The organism is Hymenobacter sp. HDW8 (assembly GCF_011305775.1).
Taxonomy (GTDB): domain Bacteria; phylum Bacteroidota; class Bacteroidia; order Cytophagales; family Hymenobacteraceae; genus Hymenobacter; species Hymenobacter radiodurans.
The window spans coordinates 838,820-854,741 of record NZ_CP049907.1; the positions used below are offsets into that span (position 1 = coordinate 838,820).

16 protein-coding genes are annotated in these 15,922 nt (G+C 53.9%); 6 read left to right on the plus strand and 10 right to left on the minus strand.

Annotated features, from left to right (window positions below):
* Nucleotides 1–51 precede the first annotated feature (51 nt).
* Nucleotides 52–1,494: a L,D-transpeptidase family protein gene (locus tag G7064_RS03590; protein WP_166072485.1), complete on the plus strand. Its 1,443-nt coding sequence runs from the start codon at nt 52–54 to the stop codon at nt 1,492–1,494.
* Nucleotides 1,495–1,536: 42 nt separating this feature from the next.
* On the opposite strand, the gene G7064_RS03595 is transcribed toward G7064_RS03590, so the two are convergent.
* The 6 genes from G7064_RS03595 to G7064_RS03620 all read right to left on the minus strand — a co-directional run bounded on the left by G7064_RS03595 (nt 1,537) and on the right by G7064_RS03620 (nt 6,749).
* Nucleotides 1,537–2,508 carry an MlaD family protein gene (locus tag G7064_RS03595; RefSeq protein WP_166072486.1) on the minus strand — a complete coding sequence of 324 codons (972 nt, stop codon included), beginning with the start codon at nt 2,506–2,508 and terminating at the stop codon, nt 1,537–1,539.
* Nucleotides 2,509–2,586: 78 nt separating this feature from the next.
* Entirely contained in the window at nt 2,587–3,363 is a 777-nt protein-coding gene (locus G7064_RS03600; RefSeq protein WP_166072487.1) for an ABC transporter ATP-binding protein, read from the minus strand.
* A gap of 18 nt (nt 3,364–3,381) precedes the next feature.
* Nucleotides 3,382–3,720 (minus strand): hypothetical protein, encoded by a 339-nt coding sequence (locus G7064_RS03605; protein ID WP_166072488.1) that lies wholly within the window; start codon nt 3,718–3,720, stop codon nt 3,382–3,384.
* A gap of 50 nt (nt 3,721–3,770) precedes the next feature.
* The gene (locus tag G7064_RS03610; RefSeq protein WP_166072489.1) at nt 3,771–4,526 is read right to left on the minus strand and encodes an MlaE family ABC transporter permease; all 756 of its coding nucleotides are present in this window, start codon (nt 4,524–4,526) and stop codon (nt 3,771–3,773) included.
* A gap of 81 nt (nt 4,527–4,607) precedes the next feature.
* Complete coding sequence (locus G7064_RS03615) at nt 4,608–5,480, minus strand: universal stress protein (RefSeq protein ID WP_166072490.1); 873 nt, start codon at nt 5,478–5,480, stop codon at nt 4,608–4,610.
* A 147-nt stretch (nt 5,481–5,627) separates the two neighbouring features.
* The gene (locus tag G7064_RS03620) at nt 5,628–6,749 is read right to left on the minus strand and encodes a 2-hydroxyacid dehydrogenase (protein ID WP_410505527.1); all 1,122 of its coding nucleotides are present in this window, start codon (nt 6,747–6,749) and stop codon (nt 5,628–5,630) included.
* Nucleotides 6,750–7,181: 432 nt separating this feature from the next.
* Here G7064_RS03620 and G7064_RS03625 point away from each other — a divergent pair, with 432 nt between their 5' ends.
* Entirely contained in the window at nt 7,182–7,766 is a 585-nt protein-coding gene (locus G7064_RS03625; RefSeq protein WP_205711170.1) for a nitroreductase family protein, read from the plus strand.
* A complete protein-coding gene (locus tag G7064_RS03630; RefSeq protein WP_166072491.1) occupies nt 7,763–8,473 on the plus strand; it encodes a pirin family protein in 711 nt (236 codons plus the stop codon). Before G7064_RS03625 ends, G7064_RS03630 begins: the two co-directional genes overlap by 4 nt.
* A gap of 198 nt (nt 8,474–8,671) precedes the next feature.
* Here G7064_RS03630 and G7064_RS03635 read toward each other — a convergent pair whose 3' ends face one another.
* The gene (locus G7064_RS03635) at nt 8,672–9,232 is read right to left on the minus strand and encodes a hypothetical protein (RefSeq protein ID WP_166072493.1); all 561 of its coding nucleotides are present in this window, start codon (nt 9,230–9,232) and stop codon (nt 8,672–8,674) included.
* A 459-nt stretch (nt 9,233–9,691) separates the two neighbouring features.
* Here G7064_RS03635 and G7064_RS03640 point away from each other — a divergent pair, with 459 nt between their 5' ends.
* The 3 genes from G7064_RS03640 (at nt 9,692) to G7064_RS03650 (ending at nt 12,235) form a co-directional block, all read left to right on the plus strand.
* Nucleotides 9,692–9,985 carry a hypothetical protein gene (locus G7064_RS03640; RefSeq protein WP_133272540.1) on the plus strand — a complete coding sequence of 98 codons (294 nt, stop codon included), beginning with the start codon at nt 9,692–9,694 and terminating at the stop codon, nt 9,983–9,985.
* Between the two features lie 613 nt (nt 9,986–10,598).
* The gene (locus G7064_RS03645) at nt 10,599–11,444 is read left to right on the plus strand and encodes a class I SAM-dependent methyltransferase (RefSeq protein ID WP_166072494.1); all 846 of its coding nucleotides are present in this window, start codon (nt 10,599–10,601) and stop codon (nt 11,442–11,444) included.
* Between the two features lie 74 nt (nt 11,445–11,518).
* The gene (locus G7064_RS03650) at nt 11,519–12,235 is read left to right on the plus strand and encodes a GAF domain-containing protein (RefSeq protein WP_166072495.1); all 717 of its coding nucleotides are present in this window, start codon (nt 11,519–11,521) and stop codon (nt 12,233–12,235) included.
* A gap of 71 nt (nt 12,236–12,306) precedes the next feature.
* Here G7064_RS03650 and G7064_RS03655 read toward each other — a convergent pair whose 3' ends face one another.
* The 3 genes from G7064_RS03655 to G7064_RS03665 form a co-directional block, all read right to left on the minus strand.
* Complete coding sequence (locus G7064_RS03655; protein WP_166072496.1) at nt 12,307–13,743, minus strand: amidohydrolase family protein; 1,437 nt, start codon at nt 13,741–13,743, stop codon at nt 12,307–12,309.
* Between the two features lie 116 nt (nt 13,744–13,859).
* The gene (locus G7064_RS03660) at nt 13,860–15,026 is read right to left on the minus strand and encodes a PAS domain-containing sensor histidine kinase (protein WP_166072497.1); all 1,167 of its coding nucleotides are present in this window, start codon (nt 15,024–15,026) and stop codon (nt 13,860–13,862) included.
* Nucleotides 15,023–15,838: an alpha/beta fold hydrolase gene (locus G7064_RS03665; protein WP_166072498.1), complete on the minus strand. Its 816-nt coding sequence runs from the start codon at nt 15,836–15,838 to the stop codon at nt 15,023–15,025. Before G7064_RS03665 ends, G7064_RS03660 begins: the two co-directional genes overlap by 4 nt.
* Nucleotides 15,839–15,922: the final 84 nt, after the last annotated feature.

The following is a 15,922-nucleotide window of genomic DNA, read 5'->3' on the forward strand; positions in this document are numbered from 1 at the left end:
ACCCTGCTTATGTGTGTATATCAGCACTGGTTTCTTGCCTTGGTGCTTACCTTGACGCTTTCTCTACGGGCAGTTCCGGGTGCGCACGCCTCGCGCAGTTCTACCAGTGTGGAGGTAAGCCAAATCGCACCCAAAGTATCCGCCCGCATTCAAGTTCTGCTCCGGCCTAAAGCGGCGTGGGCTCAACACCAGCAGCCCGCAGTAGACTTAAAAGAAGCCCGCAATTTTTACACAAAGCGCCGTTTTTTGCCGGCCTGGAGCACCGGCCTGGAGCCCAATGCCACTGGTCGCGCTGCTCTTGCGTTGTTAGCTGGGGCCGAAGACTACGGCCTGCAGCCGAGTGCCTATCATGCGCCGGCCTTGTTAGCCCTCACCGATTCAATAACCCGACCCACGTCCGTTGTACACCAGCAAGCCCAGCAGGCCCGCTTTGAGGTATTGCTCACCGATGGCTTGCTGCAGTTTGCCAAGCACCTGCGCCGGGGCCAGCTCCACGCCTTTGTGCCGTCGCCCTTGGAAAAGGCAGAAGGCCCATTTGACCCGGCGGTATGGGTCAGCAGCGCCCTTGAAGCGCCGGACTTTGTGGCTGCGCTGCTGCGCTGCCAGCCCCGCCACCGCGAGTACCAACAGCTTCAGCAGGCGTTAGTCAGGTGGCGGCGGCAACCCAAAGGTTCCGATTCGGTAGCTCGGCAACGAAAAACGGAGCAGATAGCCCTCACCCTAGAGCGCTGGCGCTGGGATGCCATCCCCGATTCGAGCTACGTGCTGGTGAGCTTGGCCGCACACACCATGGAAGTAGTAGACAACGGCCGCGTCCGCCAAACCCACCGCCTTGTGGTGGGCCGTCCCGATAGTCCCACTCCCACGCTGAGCAGCCGACTTACCTCATTTACGGTAGCACCGGAGTGGCATGTGCCGCATAGTATTGCCACAACCGAAATTCTGCCTTATCTGAAGGAAAACGCTAAGTACCCCTCGGAGCACGACTTCTTGGCCGAAAATAACTACTCCCTCTACGATGCCAAAGGCCGCCGCCTCAATCCCAAAACGGTGAAATGGCAGCACGTGACAGCAAAGAATTTTCCGTACAGTATTCGTCAGAATCCGGGGTGTGGCAACACGCTGGGCAACATCATCTTTCGCTTTGCCAACCCGTACTCCGTCTACCTGCACGCGACCTCCGAAACCAGCGATTTTGAGTTGACCAACAGGGCCTTGGGCCATGGCTGCCTGCGTACGGAGCGCCCCATGCGGCTGGCCTCCTACTTGCTCGGCCCCGATAGCACCAGCGTAGCTCTGCCTTCCGAAGCCGAATGCGAAGCTGCCCCCAAGCCGCGCACCATTACGCTGAAGCGCCCCATAGCCTTTCACATACGCTACGCCACGTGCGCCGTGGTGGCGGGCGAACTCAAGTTTTATCCCGATGTATACGGCCGCGATGAAGCATTGCGGCGGCAATTATTTGCCCCCCAAACAGCCCGCACTTACCGTTAGCCCCAATTGAGTAAAGCTTTCTCACTACTTCACTTGACCTAGCTAAGGCGCGGGCGCTTGGGCTTGTTTCTTCTGCTGTCGGCGAAAGTACCCTCGCAGCAGGAAGTTGTGCTGCAACGCTTCCATGTTTCGGCTGAAGCCTTCAGTGCCTTTTTCCACGTTTTGCAGCGTGCGGCGCAGCTGCTGACTCATGGCAGTATCAACCAGCAAAGTATTGAGGGGGCCACCACTGGTTTGCACTTGCTGCTTCAAGGATGCCATCGTAGCGGCCAGCGTATCGGAAGAGCTGGCGAGCTGGCGCGTGGTGTAGCGCATCCGATTGGCGAAGGATGTGTCGGTGAGCAGATAGCCCGCTGGGCCGCGTCCTCGGCGCACGTCGTTGGTGATACGCTGCAAATCGAGGGCGGAGGCCTGTAAGGCGGCTGTAGTGCTGGCGGCACGGCGCAGAGTTACGCCCAAATTTTCAGCTAATTGCTGATCGTCTAACACCTGCCAGATGGCTTTACTGCCGTTGAGCTTGCTCGTAATCTGGCGCAGGTCCTGGGTAATGCCCACCAGATTTTTGTTCGATATGTCGAGCGTATTGAGCATATCCGCCACGGCCAAGGGTTTCTTGGTGCGCAGCATGTCGCCGGGCTCAATGGGCGGCGCTGGAGCGGCCACTGCGTTTAGATTGATGATGGTATTTCCCACCAAGCCATCGGTGCCGATGGAGGCTACGGCATTCTTCTTCACAAAAGGCTGTACATCACGGTTCAGGTGGATGACTACGCGCACCGTGCTGTCGTTTACAATCTGGATGCGGCGAACGGTGCCTACATCGATGCCGGCCAGGCGCACGTTGTTGCCGATCAGTAGCCCCGAGACATTCCGAAAATCGGCCATTATTTCCAGCGACGAGCCAAACAGATTCTGCTTGCGACCCAGCAGAAACAGAACCGTCATCAGGCAGCCCACTCCTACAGCTACAAACAAGCCCAGGCGAATATGATTACTGGCGGTAGATTGCGGCATCGTGCTTAACAATAAGGGATAAAATGGAAGCCTTACATACTTGATATTTGTATCTGGGGGGCTTTTTTACGGAGCGTATCAGACAAAAAACTCGCGAGTATCTGGGTCGTCCAGTTGCTGCAATTCCTGGTAGGTACCTTCGGCGTGGCAGCGCCCATCCACCAATAGCGCCACTCGGTCGGCGGTGAGGCGCACGCAATTCATATCGTGCGAGATGATAAGGGCGGAGGTAGTGTACTTCTGCTGCACCTCACGAATAAGCTGGGAAATTTCACGCGCCGTTATCGGGTCGAGGCCGGTGGTGGGCTCGTCATACAGAATGATTTCGGGCGGGATAATAAGGGTGCGGGCCAGGGCAATGCGCTTACGCTGTCCGCCCGACAGCTCGGCCGGCATCTGATCAATGGTATCAACCAATCCTACATCGTCCAACGCTTGTAGCACCATGCTTTCCTCCTGCCCCCGGCGGTTAGCCATCGAGTGGCGCCGCAGCGGAAACAGCAGGTTTTCGCGTACCGTCATGGAGTCGTAGAGAGCGTTGCTTTGGAAGAGGAACCCCACTTTAGTTCGTAGTTGGTCCAGCTCATCGTGGCCAAGCGCGCCTACGTCTTGGCCCAGCACCGTAATTCGGCCCGCATCGATAGGCAGCAGGCCGATAATGCATTTGATAAGCACCGACTTACCCGAGCCCGACTTGCCCAGCACCACCAGGTTTTCGCCCCGGTGCAGGGTAAGTGAAAAATCCTGCAGCACGTGGTTATCTCCGAATGACTTACTCACGTGCTCCACCGTGAGCACCTCCTCGGCAGGCGAGGCGACAGTGGCAGCTGACAATGGGGCAGAATCAGGAAGCATAGGAAAGCGTTCGAGTAGCTATTTCAGCAGTTGGTACGTTGTGATTATAGCACTTATGAGCACTAGGGAAGTGTAGATGAGTTTGGTATTCTTGGCTAGCCAGTTCGGCAGGTAGATATCGAAATTATCGGCCGACGAGTCGGAGTATTGCCGGGCCAGTATTGTCAGCGGACAGAAGAAGCTGAAGCCTACGAGCACCAGCCCTTCCAGCGCTACCAAGCCGTAGCCCAACCAAAGCCAGTGGTCGAGCTGGCCGGTAATAGCCGCGTAGAGCAGGTAGAAAATAACGACGTTAAAAAACAGCCATATCAGCGTGTGAAGTCCTTTTATGAGACTCATTACCAAATCCTTACTCATGGCCTTGATGATTAATGTCAGAGAACAATACTCAAATGGCTACCCTTAACTCAGTTGAGGCCAAGAACACTCGTAATCTGTACGGCCAGCAAATCGAGCAGAAAAATGACCAGCGACGACACAACGACCGCCGAGTTGGCTGCTCGCCCCACGCCCTCCGTTCCTTTGTTGGCGTAATAACCTTTGTAGCAGCCAATTATACCAACAGCAAAGCCAAAAAAGAAGGTTTTGATAACCGCTGGCACGACGTCGCCAAAGTTCAGGGTAGAGATGATGTTGTTGGTGAACAGGGCCAGTGTAGTGACGCCTTTCAGGTTGATGCCGACGTAGGCCGCATACAGGGCAATGGCGTCGGCAAGTAGGGTGAGCACCGGCAGCATGAGCGTGGTGGCCAGCACGCGGGTTACCACTAAGTACTTAAATGGGTTTGTGCCAGCCACTTCCATGGCATCTATCTGCTCAGTTACGCGCATCGAACCCAGCTCGGCCCCAATGCTAGAGCCGATTTTGCCGGCAAAAATCAGCGCTGTAATAATGGGGCCCATTTCGCGAACAATGGTCAGCCCCACCATGGTCGGAATCCAGGATTCAGCCCCAAACTGTGCCATGGTGGGCCGGCTTTGCAGAGTGAGAACTATGCCCATAATAAACCCCGTGACCCCCACCAGCGGCAGCGACTGATACCCAATGACGTAGCATTGATAGAGCAGCTCCTGCACCTCGTAGCGGGGCCTGAAACCATGACGAAAAAATCGGAAGGCGAAGCTCGTAATTGCCCCCGTTTCGGCCAGGATAGTACTGTTCATCGCATTGGGTCAGTCAGTGAAACCAAGGAATCGTGGCTGGAAGCGCTCAACGGGCTTCAGCAGCGCCACTCAGCACCCAATCTATTGGGGCGCGGGCTTCGGCCGGTCGACGGTGGGCAGCAACAACACGGGCACCGTGCTGATACGCACGACCTCGGCGGCCACTCCCATGTTGAAAATGCTGCTCAGGAAGGTGCGCGGCCGGGCCAGTATCACCACCATATCGGCCTGAATATCAAGGGCGGCCTGCACGATGCCTTTGCTGCGTGGCTGCCAGCGAATCTGATAGGTTGTGTACTTGGTCTCAGCCGGCAGCAAGCCGCTTTGGTGCACCGTGGCCTCGGCCCGGCTGATGCCACCATCGGAGGGGTCGTGGGGAGTGGTGATATGCACAATGGAATACTGCGCCGACCAGCTCTCCAGTACCGACCGAAATGCAAGGGAAGAGTCGGCTAGGTGAAACTCCTCGCCGTCGGCGGCTACGGCCACCAGCCGGGGCAGCGGCAGCACAGGATCCTGCGCAACATCGGTTTCTTCCGGAACCAGGAGGAGCGGCAGGCCCGTCTGCCGAAGCGCGGGCAGGGCCTGATTCATCAGCATCTCATCGAGCACATCATGCTCTGCGGCTAAGCCCATTACAAGCATCTGCGGCTGCCACCGGCCGATCAGCTCCCCCAGCACATCGTGCAGGCTGCCTACCTCACTTTCCACAACGGCTGGAGCGGGCAAGTGCCGGGCCAGCGCCGCCAGCGCATCCAGCGTATCGCGGCGCTCCTGCCGGTAGTACTGCTCGGGAATAGTAACCAAACCTAACTCCGGTTCGAGCATCGGCATATTTTCCAGATGCAGCAAGATTACCTGACCATTAGCGGCGGCCGCCAGAAGCGCCGTCAGGTAAACCGCCCGCTGCGACTTGGGGGACAAATCTGTGAGTACCAGAAAGGAAGGTTCCATGACGGGGACGTAAAATGGTGGCCAAAAAGACTGTATCTAAAGCTTCGTGATTTATTGCGGTTTAGTAATAAGAAACAACACTTTTTGCCATGACTTTCATCACTTCTTTCTGCCGAAATCAGATACGCCTTAGTTGCCGCTAGACAGTTATCGGGGGCTTTTTTCGAAAGGCACAGCATTGATAAGGCTCTTTCCTTGCTCGAAGTCGGTGATATTTTGCAGGGTAATGTGGGCGATACTATGGAGCGCGTTGGCAGTGAAAAAAGCCTGATGGCCGGTTATGAGCACGTTGTTGAAGGAGAGCAGGCGCATAAACACGTCATCCTGAATGACCTTGCCCGATAGGTCTTCGAAAAACAGGTCGCCCTCCTCTTCGTAGACATCCAGCCCCAGGTATTTGATCTTCTGCGACTTAAGTCCCTTGATAACAGCCCTGGCATCAATAATTGCCCCCCGGCTGGTATTAATCAGCATCACCCCATTTTTCATCTTCGCAATCGACTCCTCGTTGATCAGATGATGCGTTTGGGGCGTGAGCGGGCAATGCAGCGAAATAATGTCGGATTGGGCATAGAGCGAATCCAGGTCGGTAAGCTCCACTCCTATCTCCTGGCACTCCGCGCTAGGCTTGATATCAAAGCCCAGCACCCGACACCCAAACCCCTTCAGAATACGGGCCGTGACCATGCCGATGGTACCAAGCCCGATAAGGCCCACGGTGCTGCCGTGCAGGTCAAAACCCATCAAGCCAGTCAAAGCGAAGTTACCTTCACGCACGCGGTTGTAAGCGCGGTGCGTCTGACGATTAAGAGTCAGAATCAGCGCCAGTGTATGCTCGGCCACGGCGTAGGGCGAGTAGGCCGGCACCCGCACGACGGGCATATTCAGCGCCGCCGCAGCTTTAAGGTCCACGTTGTTGTAGCCCGCGCACCGCAGCGCCATCAGCTGCACACCGTTGTCCGACAGTTGGTGCAGCACAGGCTCATTCACCACATCGTTCACAAACACGCACACGGCCCCTGCCCCCTGGGCCAGCACGGCCGTGTGGGCATTCAGCGGCACTTCCAGAAACTGAAGTTGGTGCCCAAACTCCCCGTTGGCTTCCTTGAAATACTGTTGATCGTAGGGCTTTGAGCTAAAAAACGTGATGTTCATGCGAGATGGATAAGAAGTAAAATCGGAAAGCTTGAGCGTATTCCATGAGCCAAAGGCTGCTTGCCAGACGGAGCTGGGCGTAGCGTTCAGCTTGCTCCCGAACGGGACAGGCATCGTATTGTCTTTGCTAAATATACAACCTAAAAGCCCCCCAGCAGCGAAAATTCCGGATGCAAACCCCACTATCCCAGCACTATTGGTTAGTGGCAGTTGGTGGCCAGCCCAACACTCATTTTTAAATTCTAGGGGGCTTTTTCAGGCCTTGATTAAGAGGCTTTACTTCGCCTCTTGCATCAGTAGGCAAATAGCTTTGTCTTAGCTGCTAGTGCGTCTTATCCGGGACGGGACTCTCATTGCTCCTTGCTACTTCAAAATATAAATCAGAGAAATAATTTATGAAACTATGTATGTACATTAAATGTATATACATTTGTAAAGCAATTAGTACTTCAGCCCCCATTATTTGCCTGCTATTGCTGAGAAAGCGTTTGCACCCGGATCGAGCACATTTATGATCCTGGCCATCTTAATAATCGAACATTGATCATGAGAACTGCCCCCACAACTTACCCCGTCAGCGACCTGATTCGGCAACGCTGGAGCCCACGCTCATTCACCAGTCAACAAGTAAACCCAGAAGATCTCAATCGTGTATTTGAAGCTGCCTCGTGGGCTTCGAGCGCCATGAATGAGCAGCCCTGGCGCTACATCTACGCCGATCAGTCGGACCCGGAAGCGTTCAACCGCTTACTGGAATGCCTGGTGCCCGCCAACCAAGTCTGGGCTAAACATGCGCCCGTGCTCATCCTTTCGCTGGTAAAAACGCACTACGATAATGGCCACCTAAACCCCAGCGCACTGCACGATGTGGGCGCCGCAAACGCCACGCTGACGCTCGAAGCTACTGCCCTCGGCCTGTCGGTACATGCCATGGGAGGCTTTGATAGAGACCGCACCCGCGAGCAATTTGAATTGCCAGCGAACTTTGAACCGGTTGCTTTCCTGGCACTTGGCTACGCCGGCCCGGCCGAACAGCTAGACGAGCCTTTGCGCAGCCGCGAAAATGCCCCCCGTCAGCGTAAGCCCCTAAGTGAGTTCGTATTCACGCATCAGTTGCCCGTCGCAGTATGAAATTCAGCATCACTCGGGCCGCCGAGCGTGGCCGCAAAGACATTGGCTGGCTAAAAAGCAACTTCACTTTTAGCTTTAGCAGCTACGTCAATCCTGAGCGCAATGGCTTTGGCCTGTTGCGCGTGTTCAACGACGACTTTGTGCAGCCGGGCAACGGCTTCGGCATTCACCCGCACACCAACATGGAGATTATTTCCGTGATGCTGGCCGGTAGCATGAACCATAAAGACACCCTGGGCTACACCGAAGTGGTGCACCAGGATTGGGTGCAAATCATGAGCGCCGGCACCGGCATGCGCCACGAGGAGCACAACGTAGGCGACGACGAGGTAAATTTTCTGCAAATCTGGATTGAGCCAAAACTGCAGAATATTGCCCCCCGCTACCAGCGTCAGCAGTTTCCGGAAGCCAAGCGTAAAAACCAGCTGACTACCATTGTCAGCAACGAGGAAGGGCAGGCGCATTGCTGGATCAACCAGAACGCAAAGCTTTCCTTAGGCTATTATGAGGCACCTCAAACGGTAGATTACCGTTTTAATCCGCTGAATAAAGCCTTGTTCTTGTTCGTCATCAGCGGCAGCATTATGCTGGACGGTCAGACCCTTCAGGCTCGGGACAGCATGGGTATCTGGGAAACTGACCACGTTAGCTTGGAGTGCGCGGCGGATACGCGGTTTTTACTGATCGAAGCGCCCATTAATCATTAGGTATAGTTTGCATTGTAGATAAAAAGCCGGCGGTTGCATACCACCGGGTTTTTTGCGTTTAGGTTAAATGCGTGCGAAGGATTGAGGCTCTGAGTAATCTGAGAATGGATACCTTACTTTTTCATATTGGAAACGGCCGATTCTCTTGACAAGTTTACATAAAACACCTTCTCGGACACTCACAGAGAGTAGCAACCGCTACTTTTCTGATATAGAGGCGATGACCTTTCCAAACATGGCCCTCTTTTTAAGATAACCTGTACGAGATGTATCCGAGGCAGTAAACCCCATTTGAGCGGTCAGATTACCGCTTTTAAAAAAAACAGCCGTTGCGTGTAAGGGCAGTTGTTGATGGGTAAAATTGTAATCAATTATTTCCATCGCGATGTGATTGACGACCGTGTCTTGCACCCGCAGAACGCTACTCTTTTCATATTGCTGGGACACCTCTTCCATCAATGCTTTCCCCATCTCCGGTAGTGGGAGATCGTTTCCCGCTGAGGAGAAGCGAACGACAAAGTTCTCGCAAAAAACAGCGTCGTCGGGGCAGTTATTCTGGAAGCCATAGACGTCTTGTACGCCCTGAGTTGATTTCAATGTAGAGAGATTCGTAGGCTTCCATCCTTTTGGTATATGTAGCGCTATGGGGCCAACTTGATGACGCTCGTAGGCCACCTCATCATCCGGTCTAGATTGGTGCTGGGTGCAATTGACAAGGCTTAGGAGGACGCTGCCCGCAAGAGCTACTAAATGTTTCATGAAAAGCGCTGGAAAGGACGGATGATTATTCAGCCGGCTAAAGTAGACAAAAGTCAGAAAGCGGCTTATCTACTCAGTTAGCTCTGTTCTTAGAATTAGCTATTGACATAATCGTAGTTATAGCTGATGCCTTGAAAAAGTACTACACTTCATCCATGATAACTCAGCTTGGCGATAATAACTTTCCGTTTTCTAATCCATGAATCGTTTAATACCTAACTATCCATATTGTGTTGCTATTATGGCTTTTGACGATAGTTCTATTTCGTCCTATTAGGCGTGCACACAAGTATTCTTATTTACATACTGTAGGTAAGGGATAAACGCATAGTCGCTTTTCGGAAGTGACTTAATGCCTCTGGCTGCCGCTTGATTATTTCCAGCAATGCACTTTTATAATGAAGCTCGCAGGCTCAACGCCCTGCTTCTATCAGAATAAGCCTGCCGTATCTTTGCTGCATGAAGCCGCCATTATTCCATCCGGGCCAGCAGGTTATCTGCACCAACGATGACTTTACCCTGTTATTGGTGCAGAATCCGAATATTCAGACTCCTAAGCGGGGCCCTATTTATACCGTGCGGGGCGTCTATGATACGCATCGGGGCTACGGTATTACGCTACATGAAATCAATAATGCCGATGTAGCACCGGGCTTTCCGGAAGCGAACTTTCATGAGTCGCGCTTCGCGCCGGTGCCGCCGCTGGAAGAGATCGAGCTTGCGGAAGTAATGGAAGAATACCACACTGCATAACTCCCATTACCCGCTTCATTGCCCGGCTATTGCTCCTACCTTCTCCTTTGGGAGCTTTTTGCACTTTACTCCCCTGGCTGCTCGTCGCTTATACCCAGCACATAAGTGTTAGGCAGGAGCTTAGAAACAGGCACATAGCTGCCGCTATATCCTTTCTAGCTTCCACAATGAGTTCCCCGGTACTCGGATCGTATTGGTTTTTCATATACCAAGGCAGTTAGATTATTTAGGGAGCGCGAAAGCAAACACGTTGCCAGATATTTCCCGAAAAAGATATTTAATGACCCCTAATCTGAAGTGTATATAGTCCGGCTGGAGCACCTAGTAGCTTAGTGAAGAGCACTTTGAATTTTAATCCGTCTGCCCTTAACTCTACATGAAGCGCTGATTGAATAGAACAAAACGCATTAAAGATTTAGCTCAAAAAGTAGGTTAGCATCACAATCTAGAAAACGCTATATTAGGTCATAAAGGTGTGCGGATATTTAGAATCCCATTTAAATGCTGACTACGAATTTTTATATACTCAAGCCCTAACTGTCAGTCTATCTATCTTACTGCCTTTGCTTCCGTCGCGATTTATGCATCTACTTCACTTCACCAGATTCAAGCTATGGATACGCAACTGGAACAAATTAGAGAGCAACAGAAAGCAACGTGGAACAAGTTTTCGCCGGGCTGGCGAAAATGGGACGACTTTACGATGGACTGGCTGAAGCCCATGGGCGACGAGATTATCAAAGCCCTAGAGATAAAACCGACTGACACGCTACTGGATATTGCGGCCGGTACCGGGGAGCCCGGCCTCACGATTGCGACTATGGCCAGCCGCGGAAAAGTGGTTATCACTGATCTGGCGGAAGGGATGCTGGAAGTAGCCCGCGATAAGGCTCGCAGAAAAGGCATCACCAATTATGAAACCGTGGTGTGCGATGTCAGCGAGCTGCCCTTCGACGATGCCACTTTTGATGCCGTGAGCTGCCGGTTCGGATTTATGTTTTTCCCGGATATGCTCTTGGCAGCCAAGGAAATGGCGCGGGTACTGAAGCCGGGGGGCAAAATTGCGGCTGCCGTATGGGGCGTGCCCGACAAAAATGCGTGGGTTACCGCCATCATGGGCACCATTCAGAAAAATATAAGTTTGCCCGCTCCTGCGCCCGGGGCACCGGGCATGTTCCGCTGTGGCAGTCCGGGCTTTTTGGCTGATCTGTTCAAACAGGCTGGCTTTAAGCACGTTTCGGAAAAGGAGGTAACCGGCAAGCTAACCTGCGGTGACAACGAGCGCTACTGGAATTTTATGAACGAAGTGGCGGCTCCGGTGGTAGCGGCCCTGAGCAAAGCGGATACCGCAACCACAGAAAAGATCAAACAACAGGTATTTGAGCTAGTTGATCAAAAATATCCCGATAAAAAAGCGGCGCTTGACTATGGAGCTGTGGTAGTCATGGGCGAAAAATAGAGAATTGCACTTTGCCGAAGGCGTCTTACCTTCGCTTTCTCCCTCCACTCCTGCTTACATAACGCCGGCTGTTCATGTCTCAAGTTCCTGCTTGGTTACTTCCCGAGGACGAAGCCGCCCGGCTGAGCAGCCTGCGCTCCTACGACCTACTGCCAGCTCTCCGCGAAACAGTTTTCGATGAGCTAGTAGCGCTAACCGCTCGCATTTTCAGTTTGCCCATTTCGCTCATTGCCCTCGTCGACGAAGAGCAGGTGTTCTATAAAGCAAATCATGGGATGCCGGGCAATGAAAGGCAGCCCCGAGAGGAAGCCCTGTGCTCTACTGCTATTCTCAACCAAAAAGCCGTGGTGTATCAGGATGTGGAACAGGAACAGAACCCGCTGATTACGGCGCAGGCCGCGCATGCCGCTCGTACCAACCAACTCCGGTTTTACGCGGCAGCCCCTTTGCGCATGCCCGACCAGCAGCCCATTGGAGCGCTGTGCATTATTGACCGGCAGGCTAGAGTATTCAGCGAGGATGAGCAGCGCATGCTGGAGAAGCTAGCGGCCGTGGTCAGCCATACAGTAGCCGTAAGGCAGGTGTGCCGTACCCAGCCCGATGGCGAAAAGCGCTGGAAGATGGTGCGAATGCAGTTGCAGGAAGAGGTGCAGGCCTTGCGGGCTTTAGTGCGCTACTTGCTCACGCGCTACGGTACCACCGTGCCCGTACCATCGGTTCTGCTGGCGCAGTTTGAGCGCCGCTTGCCCGACCTGCACGAGTTGCTCGATCAGTATCAATACCAAGAATAGCAACGCTACTAGCGCTATTTATCTAGTGCGTTTATAGCCCAATTTGCCCCCCAGGCAGGTTTTCAGACCTGCTAGTTCAGGCCTACTTTGCCTTTCATGGTTTCAAATAGCTTGACGGAATCGAAGCCCACGCCTTTCTTAAACACGATTTCCATGCGGCGTACCTGCTGGATATCCTGCTCGGGGTCGCCATTGATCAACACTAAATCGGCTTGCTTGCCAGCCTCGATAGTGCCAATTTCTTTCTCGCGGCCTAGGTAAATCGCGCCGTTCAGGGTACTGATTTTGATGGCCTGCACGGCCGTAAAGCCGCCTTCCACGAGCAACTCTAGCTGGCGGCGGTTGGAGTAGCCCGCGATAGTACGGCCGGCGCCCGTTGGGTCGGTTCCGGATACTAAAAGCCCCCCAGCGTCGTAAAACTGCTTTTCCCAGACCATTTCCTTTTTGAATAGGCGTAGGCTGGCCGTGTCCTTGTTCTGGTTTTGCTGCCAGGTGGCTTGCTCGCGCTCCTGTAGCTGCGGAATTAGGGCCTCCAGTCCGCCGCCCAGCACTACTTCGCGACCGGTATAAGGCTCGAACACAGGCAATGTAGACGTAAGCGCTACCCGCTTGCTGACCAGGAAGCTAATCAGCTCTTTCATGGCGGGGCTATTGACCGGCAGCTTCAGCAGCGACTGACGCGCAGCAGGATAATCGGCTACGTCAGGGGCTTTGTTGGGCATAAAATCAGAACTGGCCATAAAGCCGTGCTCGAGGTTATCAATCCCAATCTCGGCTGCTTCGCGATAGGTAATTGCGGCTAAATGGCCCGTAACCTTAAGGTTGCGCTGATGGGCAGTTTGCACCACGGCCTTCAGGTCGGCGCGGGTGGCGTGCATGTACATTTTAAAGGAAGTACAGCCTTTATCGGCCCAGAACTTCGTACTCGCGGCCGCATCTTCGGGGCCATTGATGGTATTCAAGGCCGGAATATCCAAACTCGGCTCCTCCATGTAGGGCGCCGTCACGTCCATGTCGGGCCCGATGAGCTTGCCTTCTCCAATCAGGCGCTTGATGGCCAAATCAGTTTGCGGTTCAATGCTGCCGGCGGTGCGGATAGTGGTAGCACCGCCGGCCAGATACAGGCGCGGAAAGGAGTACGGCATTTGGGCAATGTTGAAAAAGCCCCCCATCGGCATTGTGTAATACAAATGCTCGTGCAGCATCACCAGGCCGGGAATCAGCGTCTTGCCGGCGCAGTTGATCACCTTCGCCTCGGCCGGCACTTTCACCTTTTTCACGGGGCCCACTTGCACAATTCGGCCTTGCTTGAGGAGTACGGTTTGGTGTAGCAACGCCGGCCGGCCAGTACCATCAATGACTTTCGCATCAACCAGAGCCACGGACGGATCCTGCACTTTGATGAACTCCTGCACTTGCGAGGTAAACTGCTGGCCTAAACTAGGTACACAGAAGCTCAGAAAGAGGACAGCGCTCAGCACGAGATACCACCGAGTAGAAAAAGCCATAGAAGAAGGAAATTGGCGTGAAATGTATGAATATACGATAGCACTGCCCCATCGGGGTGGCAGCCGCATGATTTGGCTGAGCCTAAAGTAGTGCTTAAAAACGTCAGCCAGGATACCTACTGCGGCAGATACAGGTGAAACGTAGTACCCTCTCCCTCCGCACTTTCGACCTCAATTTGCCCCCCAGCTTGGGCTACCAGCCGATTGACCAGATATAGCCCAATACCTACACCCTCCACCTCGGGGTGAAAGCGCCGGAAAAGCTGGAATAGGTGGCTCCGATGGCGCTCAATATTAATTCCCCGCCCGTTATCCTGTACGCTCAATACGGCCACTCCATTTTCCAGCCTTGTACTTACCCGGATGCGGGGTGGCCGGCCCGGCTCGGCGTACTTGAGTGCGTTGCTAAGCAGGTTGTAGAGAATACTTTGCAGAGCAGTCCGCGCAATGCGCAAGGTAGGTAGCGCGGTAAAATCAAGCGTGAACACATCCTTTACCTCCCGGGGCTGCAAACTGCGAACAATCTCCTCCGTGAAGGGCAGCAAGTCTACGGCTTCGGTAGCGGCCTGCTCCAGTTCTCGCGGCCGCTGTACTACCTCCGTCAGCCCTTCAATCGTTTTCAGAATCTGCTGCAAAGCCTGATCAAACATGCCGATCATCTTGTCGGCTTCCGGGTCGTGGAAGGTGGCAATGGATTTGAATTCGGCCAGCAGTCCCGCCATATTATGAATGGGTTGCTTAAGGTCGTGGGAGGCGGTATAGACGAAGCCGTCCAGGTCAGCATTGATACGCGTGAGCTGCTCATTCTGACGCTGCAACAGTTCCTGCTGCTTTTCAGCTTCCTCCTTCGCCCGCAATAGTTCTTCTTCGTACTTGCGCCGATCAGTAATATCAAATAGCGTAACGCGAATGAGCAGCGGATTGCCGTCGGTATCGCGGCGCAGCACCGCATTCATCAGCACGGGCAGCGTGGTACCGTCTTTACGGCGCAGGGAGTAGCTTAATTCCCGCACCTGTCCCTGCAAGATGAGCAAGGGCGCACAATGCATTTCGTAGTGTAGACGACCACCTATCGTAAATAGCTCTTGCAGACATAAACGAGCCACCAGTTCCTGGCGCGTATAGCCCAGCAAATCCAGTAAAGTCTGATTGAGCTTCACCAATGTGCCATCGGGCAGACAGGAACAGTAACCGCAGGGCGCGTGCTCGTAGAGGTCGTCCGGATTTTCTTCCGTCAGCCGCAGGTCTAGCTCGGGCAGTGGCTTTTCGTCAGCCTCGCTCATAGGCTTGACACGGCGGGCACAGGTTCCAAAAATGCCTTAATAGCCTTTATAGTGATTTCTGGAGCGCTCAAATGAGGGCAATGGCCCGATGTATCCAGCACCACCAACTGGCTATCGGATATCTGCTGGTGCAAAAAGCCCCCCACGGCCACTGGGGCCAACGCATCGTGTGCGCACTGCAAAATCAGGGTTGGGATGCGCACCAGGGGCAAATCGGCTCTATTATCTGACAGGAAGGTGACTCGGGCAAAGTGCCGGGCAATGGTCGGGTCGGTGTTGCAAAAGCTATTGTTGAGCTCCTCCGCCAGCGCCGGCCGGTCGGCGTGCCCCATAATCATGGGCGTGACAGCCCCTGACCACCCCAAGTAGTTGTTGTCCATTGTTTCCAGCAGCTCCTCAATGTCAGCGGCCTCAAATCCGCCAGTATAGCCCGCATCGTTGAGGTAGCGCGGTGAGGGCGCCACCAGTACCAGCCGAGAAAAAATTTTTGGCTCCTGAATAGCGGCTAGCACCCCAATCATGGCACTTACGGAGTGGCCCACAAAGACGGCATCTGTCAGATTCAGAGCCCGTGTTACGTCCAGAATATCTTGAGCATGAGCAGCTAAGCTGCTGTAGCGCGCTGGGTCGTAAGCCGTAAGGTCCGACTGGCCGGCTCCTACCAGATCAAGCAATACTACTTGGTAGCGCGCCTCGAACGCTGGGGCCACCAGCCGCCACATACGCTGGTTGCAGCCAAAGCCATGTACAAAAACCATGGCCTGTGAACCAACCCCACTCACCTTTACATTACTGCGCTTCAAGACGTCCATAGCTGCGAATCTACCCGGTTATACGAGCCCAGCACCATCTTGATGCTTTACTTAAACCGTAAAGGTAGACGCGCCTGCTAGCAA